Genomic DNA, 14,804 nt, shown 5'->3' on the forward strand with positions numbered 1-14,804 from the left:
AATTTAGTATAGCACGTCTACTCTGTATCTAATCGGACTAAGTTAGAAATATCTTTATAGTATGAGTCGTTTAAATAGAAATTAGCCAGCTGTAAAAACGCACAACGCTCTTCTTCTTTAAAAAGTGGTTTAAGATCCTCAGTAACCGCTTGTTTTAAAAAGTCGATTAAGTTAATTTTTTCAGAATTAACTAGATCTTCTACGATTGAAAGTTTTATAATTTCCCGATACCTCTCCACATCTTTGGCATCAAATCGTTTAAGTACGGATCTGAAGGTTTCTTCATCAATCTGTAACAGTTCCTCTTCTGGCTGAAGACCTTCTTCCAGAGACAAAAGCAGCGATCGGTTGATTGATTCTGAGATCAAATCATCGACATCGATTGCGTTTGCTGCTAAATCAAAGGTTTTATGTTCAGAAGGAATGTTAAAGTCTTCAATCGATCGATTTGGATCAAAGTATTCTGACAGATATTCATAACGAAATGGCATCGATGTCTCCTTCGTAGAAAAGATAGAGTACGATCGGATTTTTTGGCGCTTATTATTTTCTCGATGCAAGCGTAAGACCACCATTTCTCCCATCATAAGCGTAGATAATTTATACGGGGTAAGTATTCGTTGAGAGCCGACGTTGGTTTGTTTACTCGTATCAAGAGAAAGTGGATCTTGTTCACCAGTCGAATGTTTTTCTACCGTTTTCTCACCGACTCGTTTCGATATTTCTTCGTGTGTATCCGTATCCAAGCTCATGATATACAAATGGTTTTGACAATTTTCTTTGATAATTTTCGCCGTATCGCCCCCATAAACAGAGCCTAATTGCGCATAGCTTTGTAAAAAGAGATCAAACAGAATGTTTCGCCCTAAACAAACGGTCACAATGTTATCCATGCTTTCAATGGCTGGCATGTTCCCAAATTCGTCCAGGATGAAATGGACTCGCCGGAAGCACTTGCCACCTCTCGTATTTCCAGCATTTTGTGCCAGTGTTGTATACAGTTGTTTAACAAACATGGAAGAAATCACATTTTTAGACGGATCATAGTCCGGCGTGATCATGAATACAGCGATCGGCTTTTCGGTGTAGAAAAGTTCACATTGCTTCAGCTCGTCTAAATCTCCGCTGATTCGATTTAACTCACCATCTTTTTCCAGTAACGTGATCGAATAGGTCACTTTTTTATCTTGGAAAACCACTTCTAATTGATCGTCAGTGTGTAAATCCAAGTTAAAGTTCAAATCCACCACTCCAGCCATATTCGGACGGATCGTTTCAATTTCTAGTAATTGCCCTTTTCTCAGAAAGCGAACTTTCATAATTTTGTCATACATCGATCGATCAAATTGGAAGAACAATGACTTAGGAAAACCCACCGACTTCAGCCGAAAACTATTTTTTGACGTCATCTTCGCAATCGCTTCAAATCCTTGGAAAATCGTTAAATTATCCAAGACGGCACTTTGAATTGGCCCTTTATTCTTCGAATCCATAGAAGAAAATGAAGAGTATTGTGCTTTGGCAATATGTCCTTGCGGCAAACGTTCAAAGTAGAGATCGAGTTGTGTGTACTCTTTTTTCGTGACCCGATCAATGACTTTTCGATTCGTCATTTCAATGATCCACTGTGCCACATTGTACATTGTGATCTTTCCTAAATCGTCCTTTTCCAAATAATAGTCGATTAGGGCTAAGATCACGCCGTTTAACAGCTTCTGCGCACCGCTATAGACCCATTTGTTCTGGCCAGCGTTTGGATCGTTGAACAAGGCATACGTGAATTGATCCACCAACATCTGCGCAGAAGAAGAATCCCCTCTTACGTAAGCATCAATGATCAGCTGCAGCGGATTATAACTCATGGATTGATCAGGTGTTTCTAAGTTCAGTACTTGTACTTCATAGCCCCTTTCTTCTAATGTTTCTTTTGATCCTTTGTAAAGTTCGCCTTTCGGATCATTAAAAATCAACGAACTCTGTTCCTCCGCTCGACTCAATATATCTGTAAACGGAAAAACGATCGACTCACCCTTACCGGATCGACTTGTCCCTAGAATGATTGAATTGACTGTATTGCGATCGATATAAAATTCTTTCATGTAATGTGTAATAGGAATGCCGCCGATCCCTTCAAACCGTTCTTTCAAATCTGGAACAGCCGGATATTGCTCTTTGATCTCTTGGATCGTTGTCAATCGAGCATCTCCTTCTTGCCCATAACTCAAAGAATCAAATTTTCGAGTCAGTTTTTTAAAGATAATCCAAGAAAAAGAGAAACTCAAAGGCAACGTGATAAGCAGCTGCTTGTTCGTTCCTACATGAATAAACAAGGAACGGGCAAAATAAGGGAACGTCTGAAATAGCTTTCCAGCCGTTGAAAAGTCTTGGTTAATCGAAAGTGTAAAAGCTTTGCCAAGAATCGGCAGAAATGAAACGATAAAATTGATCAGATAGTTGCTCATAAAATAAACCAAGAAGAAGGCACTGAAAAAGCCAAGAAACGCTATTGGCGCATGACGCTTCTGTTCTTCAGCGAGTCCTTCTCCTTTTATCGAATAACCCCTTCCGATAAAAAGGGCTAATTTTTTCAGACCGAAAACAGAAAATAATCGGTAGAAAAAGGAGCGTTTCTTACTTCGTACTCGCATAGATGCTCACCTTATTCCAATACCGATTTTGCTTCTTTCGGCTTGTCCTGTAACAAGTAAGCAGAAGCGATCTGTTGTTTTTGACCCATGGTTAAATCTTTTTTCAACGCATCTGAAAGCTCTTGGTAGATTGACGTAATGGCCTTTTGATCTTGTTGTAGAATGGCCAGATCCAATAAACCATAATCAGATTCGCCTAGCTTTGTTAACTGCTTTAAGGTGTCCGTATCCTCTTTTTCAAAGACGACTTGAACCACATGGTCAATATTTTCAGGATATTCTTTAGCCGCTTCAATATACTTACCAGCACTGATTTGATCATCATAAGAAGGAACCGCTGGTTCCGTTGATTCGAAACTCGCATAAGAATTTTCTGTTTGAACGGCTGCAGATACGGTCGCTTGATTTGAATCTTGTTGCGCTTTTGCATGAACATAGCCGCCAAATCCTGCCACGGCAAGTAAAACCGCACCACTTAAAGTGATTTTTTTCCATAAAGATGGTTTCCCTGCTGCTTGTTGTGCAGCACTTGATTGTGTTGGCGCTGCCTGTAAAGGTGTGCCTTGTTGTTGCTGTTGGATAAATGCCATCAGTTGTTGTTGCGTCGCCAAGTTTTCAGCCCCTCTTCGGGTCTGATCATCGATCAATTTTGCTAGAAATTGCGAGATTTCCATTTCTTTTTGTTGATTTTGTTGCTTCGTCGATTCAACATTCTGCACGGCTTTATCTTTTAGGGACAATTCTTTTTCTTTTATAGTCAATTCACGATCACGCTGCGCAAGTACGGCTTTATCCCGTAACTCTTGTTCATGGATTCGACGTTGCTCTTCAAAGATAGGCTGTGATTCAATCATTTTTGATTTCATTGATTGTAAGTACTGCAGTTCTTGATCCGTGACTTGTTGCACTGATTCGACCAGGATCGTGCTTAACTCTTCGAGTTGACTGTTCTTACGCTCAATCAATTGGCTGTACTGTAACTTATGAGCTTTTTCTTCATAAGAAGCAGTAATTTTTTCTTCTTCTTGTTCGATTGCTTCTTGTCTCATTTGATCGAGTTGTGTCGCTTTTTCCTGTTTGTCTGCCTGCAATTTGACATCGATTTGATAAAGCTCGTCTTGATGGCGCTTATTCAATCGTTCCAATTCTTCTTGTTGGCGCTGTTGGATCCTCGCTTTATCAAGCGCTAATTGATTCTCTAAAGAAGTGAACGCTGCTTCGATCTTATCAGTAAATTCTTCACTTAGAATTGCTTTTTTAGCAGCTAATTCCGCAAGACATTCTTCAGAACCATCGTCTGCAGTAATTTCTTGATAAGCGATCGTCAGCTTTTTGATCAATTTGTTCTCTACGTCATTTTTTAATTTATATAAGCTTGAAATCAACTGTTTGTAGAACGTTGGATTGTATTGTGTTCGGATAAATTCTTTCTTTCGCTCACTGATAAAATCATTTTTATCGGCTAAACCAAAATACATGATCAATTCTTGCGTCTGACGATCCAGCTTTGCTTCTAGTTTAGCGATCAACGATTCGATAGGACTAAAAATCGGTTGAGTCGTTAGATCCAAATAGGTATCCAAAGGAGGGATCACGATGCCAGGAGTCGGCTCTTTCGCTGTAGAAACACGAGTCAATTCCTCTGAACTCTGAGAAATTGTGATTTCTTGCTTGCTCTCTTCTGGATCTTCAAATGAAAGCTCGCCCTCTTCTACCGTTTCATAATCAGGAATATAATCGCCTTCAGATAAATCTATTACTTCTTCCTCTTCTTCGACAGGCACATTTAATTGGTCTTCGGTAATAACAGGAGCTGCTTCTTGTTGCTTTTTCGGTAATACACGAGAAAGCAGATTTTCCGCAACCTCCGGCAATTTCACTTCTGGCAAGGACAAGCCGCCAAGAAACGAGGGTTTTGTTTCGTTGACTTCTTCTTCGACAGGTTCAAATGGCTGATCGAACTCGATTAAAAGATCATTTTCCAGTTCTTCAAACTGTTCTTTTTGGCTTCCCTTTAAGTTTCTAAGCTCCTGAATAATATCCTCGTCGATCAGTAGGTCTAAAGGCACATCTTTTGATAAGGGGAGAGTGAACTCCCAATAGTCTTTTGTTCCTTCTATACGATGGATCTCTAAAGTCATCTTATGATCCAGCGGCCCAACGTTTGCTTGAACCTGGTAAAAAAGTTCTCTCGCTTCAGGAAGAGAATACTTCTTTTTCAGGGTCAATCGCTTCGTAGCTTTGATTTCTTTTGGTAATTTTGTAAAACGCAAAATATAATTTCCCATGGTTCTCTCCTTTAAAAAAAAGATGGAAAGTTTTATTTCTTCCCATCTTTTAAACGTTTGATATTAGAATTTTTTACCAATCCCTTGGAAGTACGTTGCTAATGAAACAGCTGACATGATCACGATCATCCCAACTGCTACACGAAACCAGATACTTTTTGCGACGTCTGCTTTTCGATCGGAACTCATGAACATGATGCCAGCTACGATCGTCGTAATAACAGCCACGGGAAACGATAGTCTTTGTAAAGCTGAATAAATCGTTGTTCCTGCCTTGTCTAATTCACTGACCCAATCATTCGTTGGTAGCGTTAGTAGTGCTAGTTGTAGTTTCATTAACATGTTTATTTCCTCCATTTTTCACTTGGTTTTTGTCTGATACAAGAGTATTGATTTTTGAAAGCACGTAAGACTCGCATTGCTTTTCAATCGTTGATTCTTCCCATTCCTTGTCCTTTCCTTCAAGAATGGCCATTTTTTTATCTCGTAAATGATCATTCGTCCATTCCTTAAAGGTAATACCTTCTTGAGAAAGTAATTCTTTTGCGGCTTCTACAAATGGTGAAGCCGTAGATTTTTTCCCTGCCATATGCTTCTTCCTTCCTGGCTAATTGACTATCTAAAAAATGAAAAACCCCTCGATTTTTTCGAGTAGGTTCGCTTTTGTCTTGGTTCCATTTCCGGCAATGCTTTTCGTTCTTCGTTGAATTGCCGATTGATTTCTTGGTAAAGCTTTTCTCCTTCCAAGCGGTTTGACTCAAGAGTGGATATCTCCTCTTGCAACATATCTAACAGTTGTACCGTGTTCCGTGTAGGATCAACGACCACGTCTTCTAAGATTATTTCTTGTTCGCCATTGTCAATCACTACTGACAATTTCGTAGGCTCCGTGATTGAACGCTGTAGCTGTTCCATGATCTGTTGTGCTTGAAAGATACCGTGAACCATCTTTGTGTTCAATGCACGGTATTTTCGTGTCAATTTTTTGTTGACGTGCGAAAAATGTACCCGATATTGCCCGGACACACGATCACCCCTTTCACATTCTTATGCTTCCTTGTGTCCACCACTGTTCCCATGCAGCTTTTATGACGTCTTGATAATCAATGACTACTTTAAGAAAAAGCGCACCCACGACCAAACTGATGATCACCCGCAATAGCTTTGAAAATACTTTTCCCATATCTTCACCTCACTTGAGAAGGCGCTTGTCCTTCAATGCCGATTTTCACAGAGATATTGTCTGGTAGAAATAAAACTGGATAGGTCGCTTTGATCGTATAAGCCACCGTATCTCCAAAGGCAGCCTTTTTCCCTAGTTGTGTACTTTCTATCGTATACCACCCGTGGAATTGTTTAATTGAGTACTCTTTAAGTTCTGAAACTGCTTCAGCTGTCAGTCCCCCTTTTCGCTCGATCTGATAATTGACTTGTTGGCGATAAGTAGTGATCGTTTGAAGTTGATACCCGAAAACGACGACGCTCAAAAAGGCAAGCACAGTCAAACAGTAAAACAACATGCTGAAAATTTCTCCCTGACTATCTTCTATATCCATAATTTATGCTCCTTTCTTTAGAGATAAACATAGACTTTTCCAAGTTGGAAAGGAATGATCGCAATCGACGCCCCCAAAACAAAAACCAAAATAGCCCCTACCATTTTCATATACAACCCCGAAAATCGACTGAGCTTAAAGTGGATGATTTGTTCAATACCGGCCATCATTTCTTCACTAGCGATCCTGGATAACTGATCGATCACTTGCAAATTCGCTGATCCTTGTGCCAAACGTGCCAAAGTAACCATAAATAACCGGCTGCTGTCTGTTCCAGACATTTGTTTGGCGAACATCTTAAACGGATCGAAACTGCTTGGATTTCGACTCACATCCAACATAAGCCGTTGTAAGATCTTCTTATCGATTTCATGTGGCATCCTTGGAACGATTCGCTCAAAAACAGAACGAAGATTGATCCCCCCTCTAGTTTGTTTTAATATCGGAACAAGTAGCCGTGAAAATTTTGAAAATTGAATTTGACGTTCAAATCGAAACTGCTGATAAACGACCTTAACTGATTTGATTGTGTCCAAATAAATCAGCATACTGACAACTAGCCCAATAGGAATCAGATACAAACTCATTAAAAAGCCAAGAACCACAAAAATAGAAAAACAGATGGCAGAGGTGCGAATTTTTTTTTTCGCCCACTTTTCAATGTTTTCCTTAGTATTATTCATTTCTAAAAGATTTTGATAAACACCATCTGAAAGTAAGCGAGAAAAAAATGGTCGATTCTCACTTGATTCAGCCGTTTTGTTTCGAATAACGAGATTCATTTTTTGGTTCGCACCCCCAATTCCGTGACAGAATCATCAAAATACTGTTTGAAAAAGCTATTTAAAATCATACTAAGCGAAGTCAGACAAATGGCTGAACTGACATACCCGATTGGATGGTGCGCATAGCCGTCCATGTATTGCGCAAAATCACCATTCATGAAGAAAGAAACCCCGTGAAACAGCAAGATAATAGCGCCCATTAAAATAAGAAGTGTTTGCACACCGCTTAACATTTCATTCTTCTTCTTTAGAAACGAATTGACTTTTTCTAACATTTTACTGTGGTGTTCTGTTAGGTATTGCAACGAATCTGTATTGTTTTTCCCTTCTTGAATAATCGTATCAAGCTGTTCCAAATACTGACCAAAAATCGCATCATCATGATACTTTTCAGATAAGGTATTCAATAAATAGGAGACACGTTCCGGATCAGACCCTACACCAAGAGCGGCATACAAGCTTCGGAGATCTTCAGAAAGTTCTCCTTCTGTTTCATCGATCACATAGGCCAACGACTGAAGAACAGTCAAATCATTGTCCATCGTCACTTGTGTGAGATTCAAAAGAAATTTGTTTCTGGCCACCAATGACTGTATCTGGTACCGCCGATTCACGACCTTTGGCAAGATAAACCGATAGCCGTAAATGGCACCAATCACTGTACAACCGACAACGATCCACCAAATATACGTCAGAATCAATGAAAAAACGCCTAAGACTACAGCTGGGAGTCCGACGAGCTGAATGATCTCTTTTTGCTTTAATCGCTGCCCGTAAGCACTGTTTAATGCATGTAATTCTTCAAGATTTACACGGTTTTTAGTTTCCGTCTGAAGTTGATTGATCCGCAAACTCAGCCACCGCCTTTTGAAGAATCTGTTCAAGCTCTTCCGATTTATTAATCTTTTCATTGGTCATTTCAGGAAAATCAAAGGATAAGAAGCGTTCTGCTAACTTTTCCTTGTACTGATCTGACAACTGACCCGTAGTAACGTAGAACTGCCCATTGTTTAATACTTGTTTAAACAAAGTCGTGGCCGTATCTTTTACTGAATACTCAACGATTTCTGACAAATAGCGAATTTTTTTGAAAATAAGATTTTCCGAATCGATCTCGATATAAGCAGTTTTGATCTGAAACCCAAAGTCAAAGAATGTAAGGATATCTTCAGTAACTGCTTCTTCGTTGATTTTGTACCCCATACTAGACATGGTGACTAACCTTCGAGGATGTGCGCGACAATTTGTTGAGTGAATCGACGTCAATCCTGAATGGTTTGTCCGTGCAGCTTGGATCATTTCATAAGCTTCGGAACCCCGTGTCTCTGACGGAACGATCCATTTAGGATAATTCCGTAAAGCGGCTTTAACCAGATCTGAAATCGTCACAATATTTCCTGTAACGAGAGAAAAAATATCATGATCTGGCAAAAGTTCCTTGATTCTTGTTTCAGGGACATCCTCAATCATAAAGATACGGTCTTTTTTAGGCACAAAAGACAACATCATTTTGATCAATTCGGTTTTCCCAGAACCAGTCTCCCCACCGATCACGCTCATTGATCCAGCCTTCATGATTATTTTAAGAAAATCTAACACAAAAGATGGCGCAAAATCGACAAACGTTTCTTCGGTCAACACTAGACCTGGTCGACTGACCCGTAAGGACATCGTAGTGCCACTCGGACTGATCACTTGATGCATAGCGTTTAATCGTAAATTTCCTGATACGCTATCCAATATAGGGTCATTTCGAGTAAATGGCTTTCCTACAGCATCTGCAAATTTTTTTACGATCCGAAACACCGTCTTTTCAGGATCGGTCAACTGTAATTGTTCTGCCGTATAAATTCGTAGTTGCTCCGCACTTTCGACAGTTAGAAACGTGCTGTTCCATCCGATATCCGTGATTGTCTCGTCTTGTAAAAGCAGGCGATCTATAAATTCAAAACCTACGATTTCATTAATAACATAGGCCGCTTTTTTGTGTCCTTCGTCATTTTTTCCAAATCGTTGTTCTTCTTGAACCAACTTAACGAGCTTTTCACGAGATACTTTAGAAGTGAAGGCACGCATTACTTCATCCGGATAGTGCTCGACTAAATCGTCTCGAATCACTTCGACTCGACTATCTTCAACTAATTTTTTCAAATAATCGTCTTGCTCTTCTTCAGCAGCTGACGGTACATTGCGAAATTGATTGGTAGTCACGAGATTTCTTACATTTCTTAACACGTCTTTTTCATCTTGAAAGACAGACTTTTTTTCTCTAATAACAACCATTGATTTACCCTCCTTCCGGCGTACTTAAAATACATGTGGCTTCGTCAATGGATCCATCGGACTCTACATAGGCACGAATGCCTTTGATTCCTTTGTTATCTGCTTCTTTTAAGTAGTTGAACGTCACTTTTACCGTTTTTTTTGCATAAAACGGCTGCTTCTTGATCGTCTGCTCAAACTCTTTTTCAAAGTTGGCTTGATCCAAGTAAAAAGTGCCTGGTTGAATGCGTGCAGAATCATCTTTATTACTGATTGCAGCTGTTCTTAACGCTTCAGTAATGTTAAATGCTTCCGTATCTTTCTTGGCATTTCCGATAAAAAACCACGCAATTAAAATCATAAAAAGTGCCCCTACGACCATAACCGTGATCTGTCGCCAATAATGTGTCATTCCTCCCTCTCCTAACCAAGAAAAAGGAGAAGACAAAGATTGTCTTCCCCGATCATCTTTTTATCCATTATTTTGTTGGTAATGTTGAAACGTAAGTAGTGATTTTTGCGAGCATTTGTTTTGTTAAGTCAGGAAAAAATACGAAAGCTGCACCCCCGATGATCGCAACTAAACCTACTGCAATCGCAATGTTCATTAATGTGTGAGAATGATGTTGAACTGTATCCATGAATGTCACCTCCCTTCAGTAGAAATAGAAACCGGCTATTAAAGCCGATCGTTACTTGAAAAATAGTTGTTTGATTTCATCAAAAAACTTGGTGCAGACTGCCAAAATCCCAGTAACGAATACCATAACGGCCTGTACAAATTGATTTTGTTGAATCGCTGAGGTCAGCGAACCGGAAACATTGCTGCTTCCAGAACCAAAGTTTAAAAACGAAGAACTGATCTGATTCAAGTAATTGAACGGGATCCCGATCAACTGCTTAAAGAGAAAGAAAAAGACCAGGATCCCTAAACTGCTAAAAACTACTTTCCGCAATAGGTGCCTGGACTGTTTTAATTCCGATCGTACATCAAAAACGGCTGAACCATACATATTGCCCAACTCCTTACTTTCCTCTTAACCACGTGATCTCTGCTTTTGACCATCCTTTTGGCACAGTCGTATCAGGATAAACCGGCGTGAGTAACAATTCATCTTCTTTCTTTGTTTTACTATCAATCGTCGCATACATGTTTGCGTAGACCGAAAGCGTTTGGTTCATCGATACTTGAATAAAGTTCCGGCCAACCACATTCGATTGCAGCGTCAGATTGTAGTCCCCTTTTTCTGCCCAAATCGGCAAATAAAACTTTCTTCCCCCATCAAGTAACTTATTCGCAATTTTTTTGGTTGGATTTTTTACTTGTTCTTGCGTATACAATGCACCCGTCTTCTCCTCTACGCTTATTTGAGGAAACTCAAATTTTGTAGAAGTAATAGCGGCAGTAGTTTGTTTCGCTACTTGATTGACCGTACGATCTAACGGGATCTGAATGTTCCCTTTTGATTCGACATACTGAAGATCTAAATAGGTATCGACTAGCTTCGTTGGAGAAGAAAGCGTAAACGAAAGTAGTGGCGTATCTTGGATCTCACTGCTGTAGATCGGCGCTAATGTGATTGGTAGTCCATAGCCCGTTTTTGACGAACGCTGTTCTTCAAAATCAAACTGAAGGGTCTCTTTCTTTTCTACATACGCTTTGTTTTTTCTCGTTGCTTCTGTTTGACTCACTGCGCCATAGGAAAGCTTACCGCTTTTCAGATCCGCATTGGTGAGGACTTTTTCTGAAGCTATATAGCCGAATGTTGAAAAATCAATCGTATCTGTTTCAGCCTTTACTTTGTCAGGATTTTTCAGTACCTGAAGGGAAAGAGAATACGGAACCTTCTCACCCTTAGTAAAGCCTGCAGTAGGCAAATCAACAGCTAGGCTTGAAGCATAGGAACCAAGTGAAATATCTTTTGTAAAGACAGTTTTCTTCTGTTTTTGATCAGTTACAGTCAATCGATAAAGGACATTTTTCAATTCTTCTTCGTAACTCGCTGACTTAGAAAAAGTGATCGTCGCCTTCAAATTGTCGGTCAATGACGCTTTGCCTGTCAGTATTGAAACTTTCTCGGTATTGATCTCTAATGACGGTAGATAATACGGGATCTCAAGTACAAGATCTTTGCCAGCAACGACCCCACTTCTAGTCACTTTTGAGCGGTAGCGATTGCCTTTCACGTCGAATAGATCATCCAGCGGCTTGTACTCATACGACTCCCCATCGTATTTGGTCTCAACGACTTGTTTAAGCAGCGCTTTTTCTGTTTCTGTCACATGATTCACTGTCAGCTTGTATGCTGGTAAAGTAGTTGTAACAGCGTTTGACGTTGCAGTTAGCGAACCGGCTTTGACAAGACCATTTTTGGTTATGGTGATTGTTTGTTTTTCTTTCGCATCGATTACGCTAGAAAGAAGTTTCATCTTCGTTCGAAGTGTATAAGTCTTCCCATAAAAAGAAGATGTCGAAAGCGCAGAATCTTTCGCAACAGCTGTTACTTTATTTTCTGCAGTATTTTGTGTAACTGTAAATTGACTTGTCACATCAACACCTTGAGCAAGTACTTGAACCGTAGAAATAGAAACTTTTGAAAAATCTACCTGGTCTTCAATCGAAATATTTGGTAAGAAACGAGATCCTAGTTTTTCTACCGTACTTGTCGTTAAATCATATTGTAGAAAATCATCGGAAGCAGCTGACCAAGCATTGCTGGTTTTGCCTGTCTCATTCTTGTCTGATACCGTCTTTGAAGCACTTAATTTGTACTGATTGGTGATTGTTAATTTCACCGGCTTTGCTTCAGTCACGTCTGCAGTAATGGTAAACGAGTAGTTTTTACTATCTGTTTCAAAACCAACCGCTGCCGTTTTTTCCTTAAAGTAATAGGATCCCAGCGTTAGATCCTTTACTTTCAGTTGGCCATTTGTGTCGGTTTTTAGGTTATCTTGTAAAATGGATCCGTCCGATTTGTATAGTGTAAATACCACACCATCTAACGACTTTTGATCGACGTCTGCGATTTTGGTAAGCTCTACAGCACCTGCGAGTCGCTCGTTTGTCCAGGTCTTCGAAACATTCGTATTTTCCCCTACCGTGATTGAAAACTCCGTTCCGTTTAACTTGTAACCTGAAGGAGCGGTTATTTCTTTCACTTTGACTATTGATCCAGCCTTTAATCGTTCTCCTAGCTTTGCCTTCCCATCCGTTCCTGATTTTACGTCTGTTGTCTTTCCATCATACGTAAAGCGGAAGGTGGCATTTGCTAGTGGCTTTTTGGTATCTGCATCTACTTTCAAGACATCCACAGTCCCTTTTCGCTTCACATTCACGGTTACGGAAGTTGAAACATAAAAAGAACCAGTGACCAGTTTTTGATACGAACCGTTCGCCCAGACAGTAGTCGGATATTTTTCATTTGTTTTCGACCCTTTCACCATATTTACAGTGATTTTTGTTGCAGTGGATCCATTCGTATCGACGGTCAATTTATTGCCACTGATCGTCGCTTTTGCCCCACCGCTGACGGATTCTACATAGAGGTTATGATCGCCCCAACTGTTATTCACAGTAAAGGTTGCTTTTTCTCCTTCATAGACCGTCTTAGACGTTGCGTCCCATTGCGGACGTGTGCGGATCTGACCAGCTCGTGTAGTCATTTTGCTTTTCCAGTCAGTCACACCAGCTTTGTGATTTGGGGTAATGGTGATACTTTTTGGTTTTTCATTTGAATTTTCCCAAACAAGAATTTGTGCGGCCATCCAACGTTGCTTTCCAGCGTCGTTATTTGCCCAACCACCTAATTCACGGTAAGCACTAATAATGGACGTGATCGTTTCTTTTTGAGAAGTACTCAAATAGCTGCTACCGGCATCCGTGTACGTCTTAGCTGCCGTAACCCCTGCTTGTAAACAAAACGCATCTTTTCCATCGATCGTCCGCCGAATCCCACGGTCTTCTGTGTAAGAATAACCGTTGCTGCGAACGATATACATCAGCCAAGGATAACCTGAAGGCGGATTGATCGTTGTTTCAGAGACTGTTTTTGAAACAGAAGCCAGCAAAGCAACTTTACTTTCTTTTAGCATAGAAGGAACATCATTCAAGTTATTGGTTTGGTTCAGGATCTCTTCAGCATAAAAGAAACGTGTCTGCATCAAAACTTGTTCAGACTCTTCCGTATTTTTGGTTTTTGACAATTCTTCAGCGACTTGATCTTCTTCAATAAATGGAAGATCTTCACTATTGACTGCCGACTGCAGCGATTCAACATCATTTAGATCGATTTCATCAAAGTCTTTGATTTCTTGATCTGCCTGATCCGCTTTTTCCTGACGCTTTTCATCGATCCCTACTTCAACAGCTGTAAAATCTCCTTCAGTTTTTTCAGCGATCTGCGGCGTATCTGAAGAAATCAGCTGTTCTTTGTCTGATTTGTCTGCTACCACATACAGTAAGCCATCAGCACCTTGAACAACGGTTGATGCCTGTTCTTTGTTTAAGGTCTCTTCCGATACTGCAGCCACTTCCTGATCCGTTTTAGCGGTATCTGTTTGTTCTTGTGCCAAAACATAAGGAAAGTTGGCCATAGCAAGAAGAGAAATGATCATCACTGAAAACGAAACGACGAGTTTGTGCTTCTTTTTCATTGGTACCTGTTCACATCCTCTCCTTCAAAATGGATTTTCGAAAAGGACGGTGGCGCTCGATTACGCATTCTTTGTTCCTTGGCCATATAAGATCATAGGCGGTCTCCTTCGTTTAAATAACTTTTTGAGTTCTTTATATTTAGCGTATGCAGCTCTTGTTTCGATATGTGTTGTTCTTGATCAACGATAAATAAAAAGTCGCCATTCGTGAAAATATCTTTCCCAGCGGCTTTTTGTTTTGTTTTATCTTTATCGATAACCACGTCTACATGATCCGTATTACCGTGTAATACTTGTTTCCCAGCGACCACTTGCACAACGGTCTTATAATTACTTTTCGTGATCAGTGAAACTTCGTCAATTTCAAAAATACTTTGGCGATCGACCAAGCCATTATTAATAATTTCTGCCAGCTTATTCACGCTCAAGCGAATATACTGTAATGCTTCACCGTTTCCTGTAAAACTTAGGGAAACCTCCTTTCCTACGGTTAAATACAAGGTTTTCTTTTCAGCATCCATCTGTTTCTGCCCTCCCTTCACTCATTTTTTATCTATCCTTTATGGACTGCGACAGACGTTTTTCATACGCTTCCTCCTTCTTGAGTATTAA

15 protein-coding genes are annotated in these 14,804 nt (G+C 40.0%); all 15 read right to left on the bottom strand.

What is annotated here, in order from left to right; genetic code table 11:
* Positions 1-17: 17 nt before the first annotated feature.
* The 15 genes from IGJ17_RS16950 to IGJ17_RS17020 all read right to left on the bottom strand — a co-directional run bounded on the left by IGJ17_RS16950 (position 18) and on the right by IGJ17_RS17020 (position 14,713).
* Positions 18-2,648, bottom strand: a complete 2,631-nt coding sequence (locus IGJ17_RS16950) for a VirD4-like conjugal transfer protein, CD1115 family (RefSeq protein ID WP_429961639.1) — start codon at positions 2,646-2,648, stop codon at positions 18-20.
* An 11-nt stretch (positions 2,649-2,659) separates the two neighbouring features.
* A complete protein-coding gene (locus tag IGJ17_RS16955) occupies positions 2,660-4,936 on the bottom strand; it encodes a hypothetical protein (RefSeq protein ID WP_429961640.1) in 2,277 nt (758 codons plus the stop codon).
* Between the two features lie 63 nt (positions 4,937-4,999).
* On the bottom strand, positions 5,000-5,278 hold the full coding sequence (locus IGJ17_RS16960; protein ID WP_010749184.1) for a TrbC/VirB2 family protein: 279 nt from the start codon (positions 5,276-5,278) through the stop codon (positions 5,000-5,002).
* Positions 5,232-5,525, bottom strand: coding sequence for a DUF5415 family protein (locus tag IGJ17_RS16965; protein WP_086373487.1), 294 nt, complete (start codon positions 5,523-5,525; stop codon positions 5,232-5,234). The genes IGJ17_RS16960 and IGJ17_RS16965 overlap by 47 nt, the downstream gene beginning before the upstream one ends.
* Before the next feature lie 26 nt (positions 5,526-5,551).
* The gene (locus tag IGJ17_RS16970) at positions 5,552-5,962 is read right to left on the bottom strand and encodes a hypothetical protein (RefSeq protein ID WP_010749182.1); all 411 of its coding nucleotides are present in this window, start codon (positions 5,960-5,962) and stop codon (positions 5,552-5,554) included.
* 13 nt (positions 5,963-5,975) lie between these two features.
* Positions 5,976-6,119: a hypothetical protein gene (locus IGJ17_RS16975; protein ID WP_185953298.1), complete on the bottom strand. Its 144-nt coding sequence runs from the start codon at positions 6,117-6,119 to the stop codon at positions 5,976-5,978.
* 4 nt (positions 6,120-6,123) lie between these two features.
* The gene (locus IGJ17_RS16980; RefSeq protein WP_311957741.1) at positions 6,124-6,492 is read right to left on the bottom strand and encodes a hypothetical protein; all 369 of its coding nucleotides are present in this window, start codon (positions 6,490-6,492) and stop codon (positions 6,124-6,126) included.
* A gap of 17 nt (positions 6,493-6,509) precedes the next feature.
* Positions 6,510-7,274, bottom strand: coding sequence for a hypothetical protein (locus IGJ17_RS16985; protein WP_142967621.1), 765 nt, complete (start codon positions 7,272-7,274; stop codon positions 6,510-6,512).
* Positions 7,271-8,128: a type II secretion system F family protein gene (locus tag IGJ17_RS16990; protein WP_140966477.1), complete on the bottom strand. Its 858-nt coding sequence runs from the start codon at positions 8,126-8,128 to the stop codon at positions 7,271-7,273. Before IGJ17_RS16990 ends, IGJ17_RS16985 begins: the two co-directional genes overlap by 4 nt.
* Positions 8,097-9,560, bottom strand: a complete 1,464-nt coding sequence (locus tag IGJ17_RS16995; protein ID WP_429961641.1) for an ATPase, T2SS/T4P/T4SS family — start codon at positions 9,558-9,560, stop codon at positions 8,097-8,099. Before IGJ17_RS16995 ends, IGJ17_RS16990 begins: the two co-directional genes overlap by 32 nt.
* A 4-nt stretch (positions 9,561-9,564) precedes the next feature.
* Entirely contained in the window at positions 9,565-9,951 is a 387-nt protein-coding gene (locus tag IGJ17_RS17000) for a hypothetical protein (protein ID WP_140966479.1), read from the bottom strand.
* A 67-nt stretch (positions 9,952-10,018) separates the two neighbouring features.
* Positions 10,019-10,180, bottom strand: coding sequence for a DUF2065 family protein (locus tag IGJ17_RS17005; RefSeq protein ID WP_140966480.1), 162 nt, complete (start codon positions 10,178-10,180; stop codon positions 10,019-10,021).
* Positions 10,181-10,231: 51 nt separating this feature from the next.
* Positions 10,232-10,552, bottom strand: coding sequence for a hypothetical protein (locus tag IGJ17_RS17010; protein WP_148844165.1), 321 nt, complete (start codon positions 10,550-10,552; stop codon positions 10,232-10,234).
* Between the two features lie 13 nt (positions 10,553-10,565).
* Positions 10,566-14,192 carry an MSCRAMM family protein gene (locus tag IGJ17_RS17015; protein ID WP_429961642.1) on the bottom strand — a complete coding sequence of 1,209 codons (3,627 nt, stop codon included), beginning with the start codon at positions 14,190-14,192 and terminating at the stop codon, positions 10,566-10,568.
* 92 nt (positions 14,193-14,284) lie between these two features.
* Complete coding sequence (locus tag IGJ17_RS17020; RefSeq protein ID WP_010749173.1) at positions 14,285-14,713, bottom strand: hypothetical protein; 429 nt, start codon at positions 14,711-14,713, stop codon at positions 14,285-14,287.
* Positions 14,714-14,804 lie beyond the last annotated feature (91 nt).

Origin of the sequence: Enterococcus sp. DIV1096b, from assembly GCF_050498765.1 — a bacterium.
GTDB lineage: Bacteria > Bacillota > Bacilli > Lactobacillales > Enterococcaceae > Enterococcus_D > Enterococcus_D entomosocium.

Bases quoted from the DNA above. Each gene is read 5' to 3' on its own strand.
- IGJ17_RS16980 (WP_311957741.1), bottom strand. From the start codon at position 6,492: ATGGATATAGAAGATAGTCAGGGAGAAATTTTCAGCATGTTGTTTTAC.
- IGJ17_RS16965 (WP_086373487.1), bottom strand. From the start codon at position 5,525: ATGGCAGGGAAAAAATCTACGGCTTCACCATTTGTAGAAGCCGCAAAA.
- IGJ17_RS17000 (WP_140966479.1), bottom strand. From the start codon at position 9,951: ATGACACATTATTGGCGACAGATCACGGTTATGGTCGTAGGGGCACTT.
- IGJ17_RS16955 (WP_429961640.1), bottom strand. From the start codon at position 4,936: ATGGGAAATTATATTTTGCGTTTTACAAAATTACCAAAAGAAATCAAA.
- IGJ17_RS17010 (WP_148844165.1), bottom strand. From the start codon at position 10,552: ATGTATGGTTCAGCCGTTTTTGATGTACGATCGGAATTAAAACAGTCC.
- IGJ17_RS17005 (WP_140966480.1), bottom strand. From the start codon at position 10,180: ATGGATACAGTTCAACATCATTCTCACACATTAATGAACATTGCGATT.
- IGJ17_RS16985 (WP_142967621.1), bottom strand. From the start codon at position 7,274: ATGAATCTCGTTATTCGAAACAAAACGGCTGAATCAAGTGAGAATCGA.
- IGJ17_RS17015 (WP_429961642.1), bottom strand. From the start codon at position 14,192: ATGAAAAAGAAGCACAAACTCGTCGTTTCGTTTTCAGTGATGATCATT.
- IGJ17_RS16950 (WP_429961639.1), bottom strand. From the start codon at position 2,648: ATGCGAGTACGAAGTAAGAAACGCTCCTTTTTCTACCGATTATTTTCT.
- IGJ17_RS16975 (WP_185953298.1), bottom strand. From the start codon at position 6,119: ATGGGAAAAGTATTTTCAAAGCTATTGCGGGTGATCATCAGTTTGGTC.
- IGJ17_RS17020 (WP_010749173.1), bottom strand. From the start codon at position 14,713: ATGGATGCTGAAAAGAAAACCTTGTATTTAACCGTAGGAAAGGAGGTT.
- IGJ17_RS16995 (WP_429961641.1), bottom strand. From the start codon at position 9,560: ATGGTTGTTATTAGAGAAAAAAAGTCTGTCTTTCAAGATGAAAAAGAC.
- IGJ17_RS16960 (WP_010749184.1), bottom strand. From the start codon at position 5,278: ATGTTAATGAAACTACAACTAGCACTACTAACGCTACCAACGAATGAT.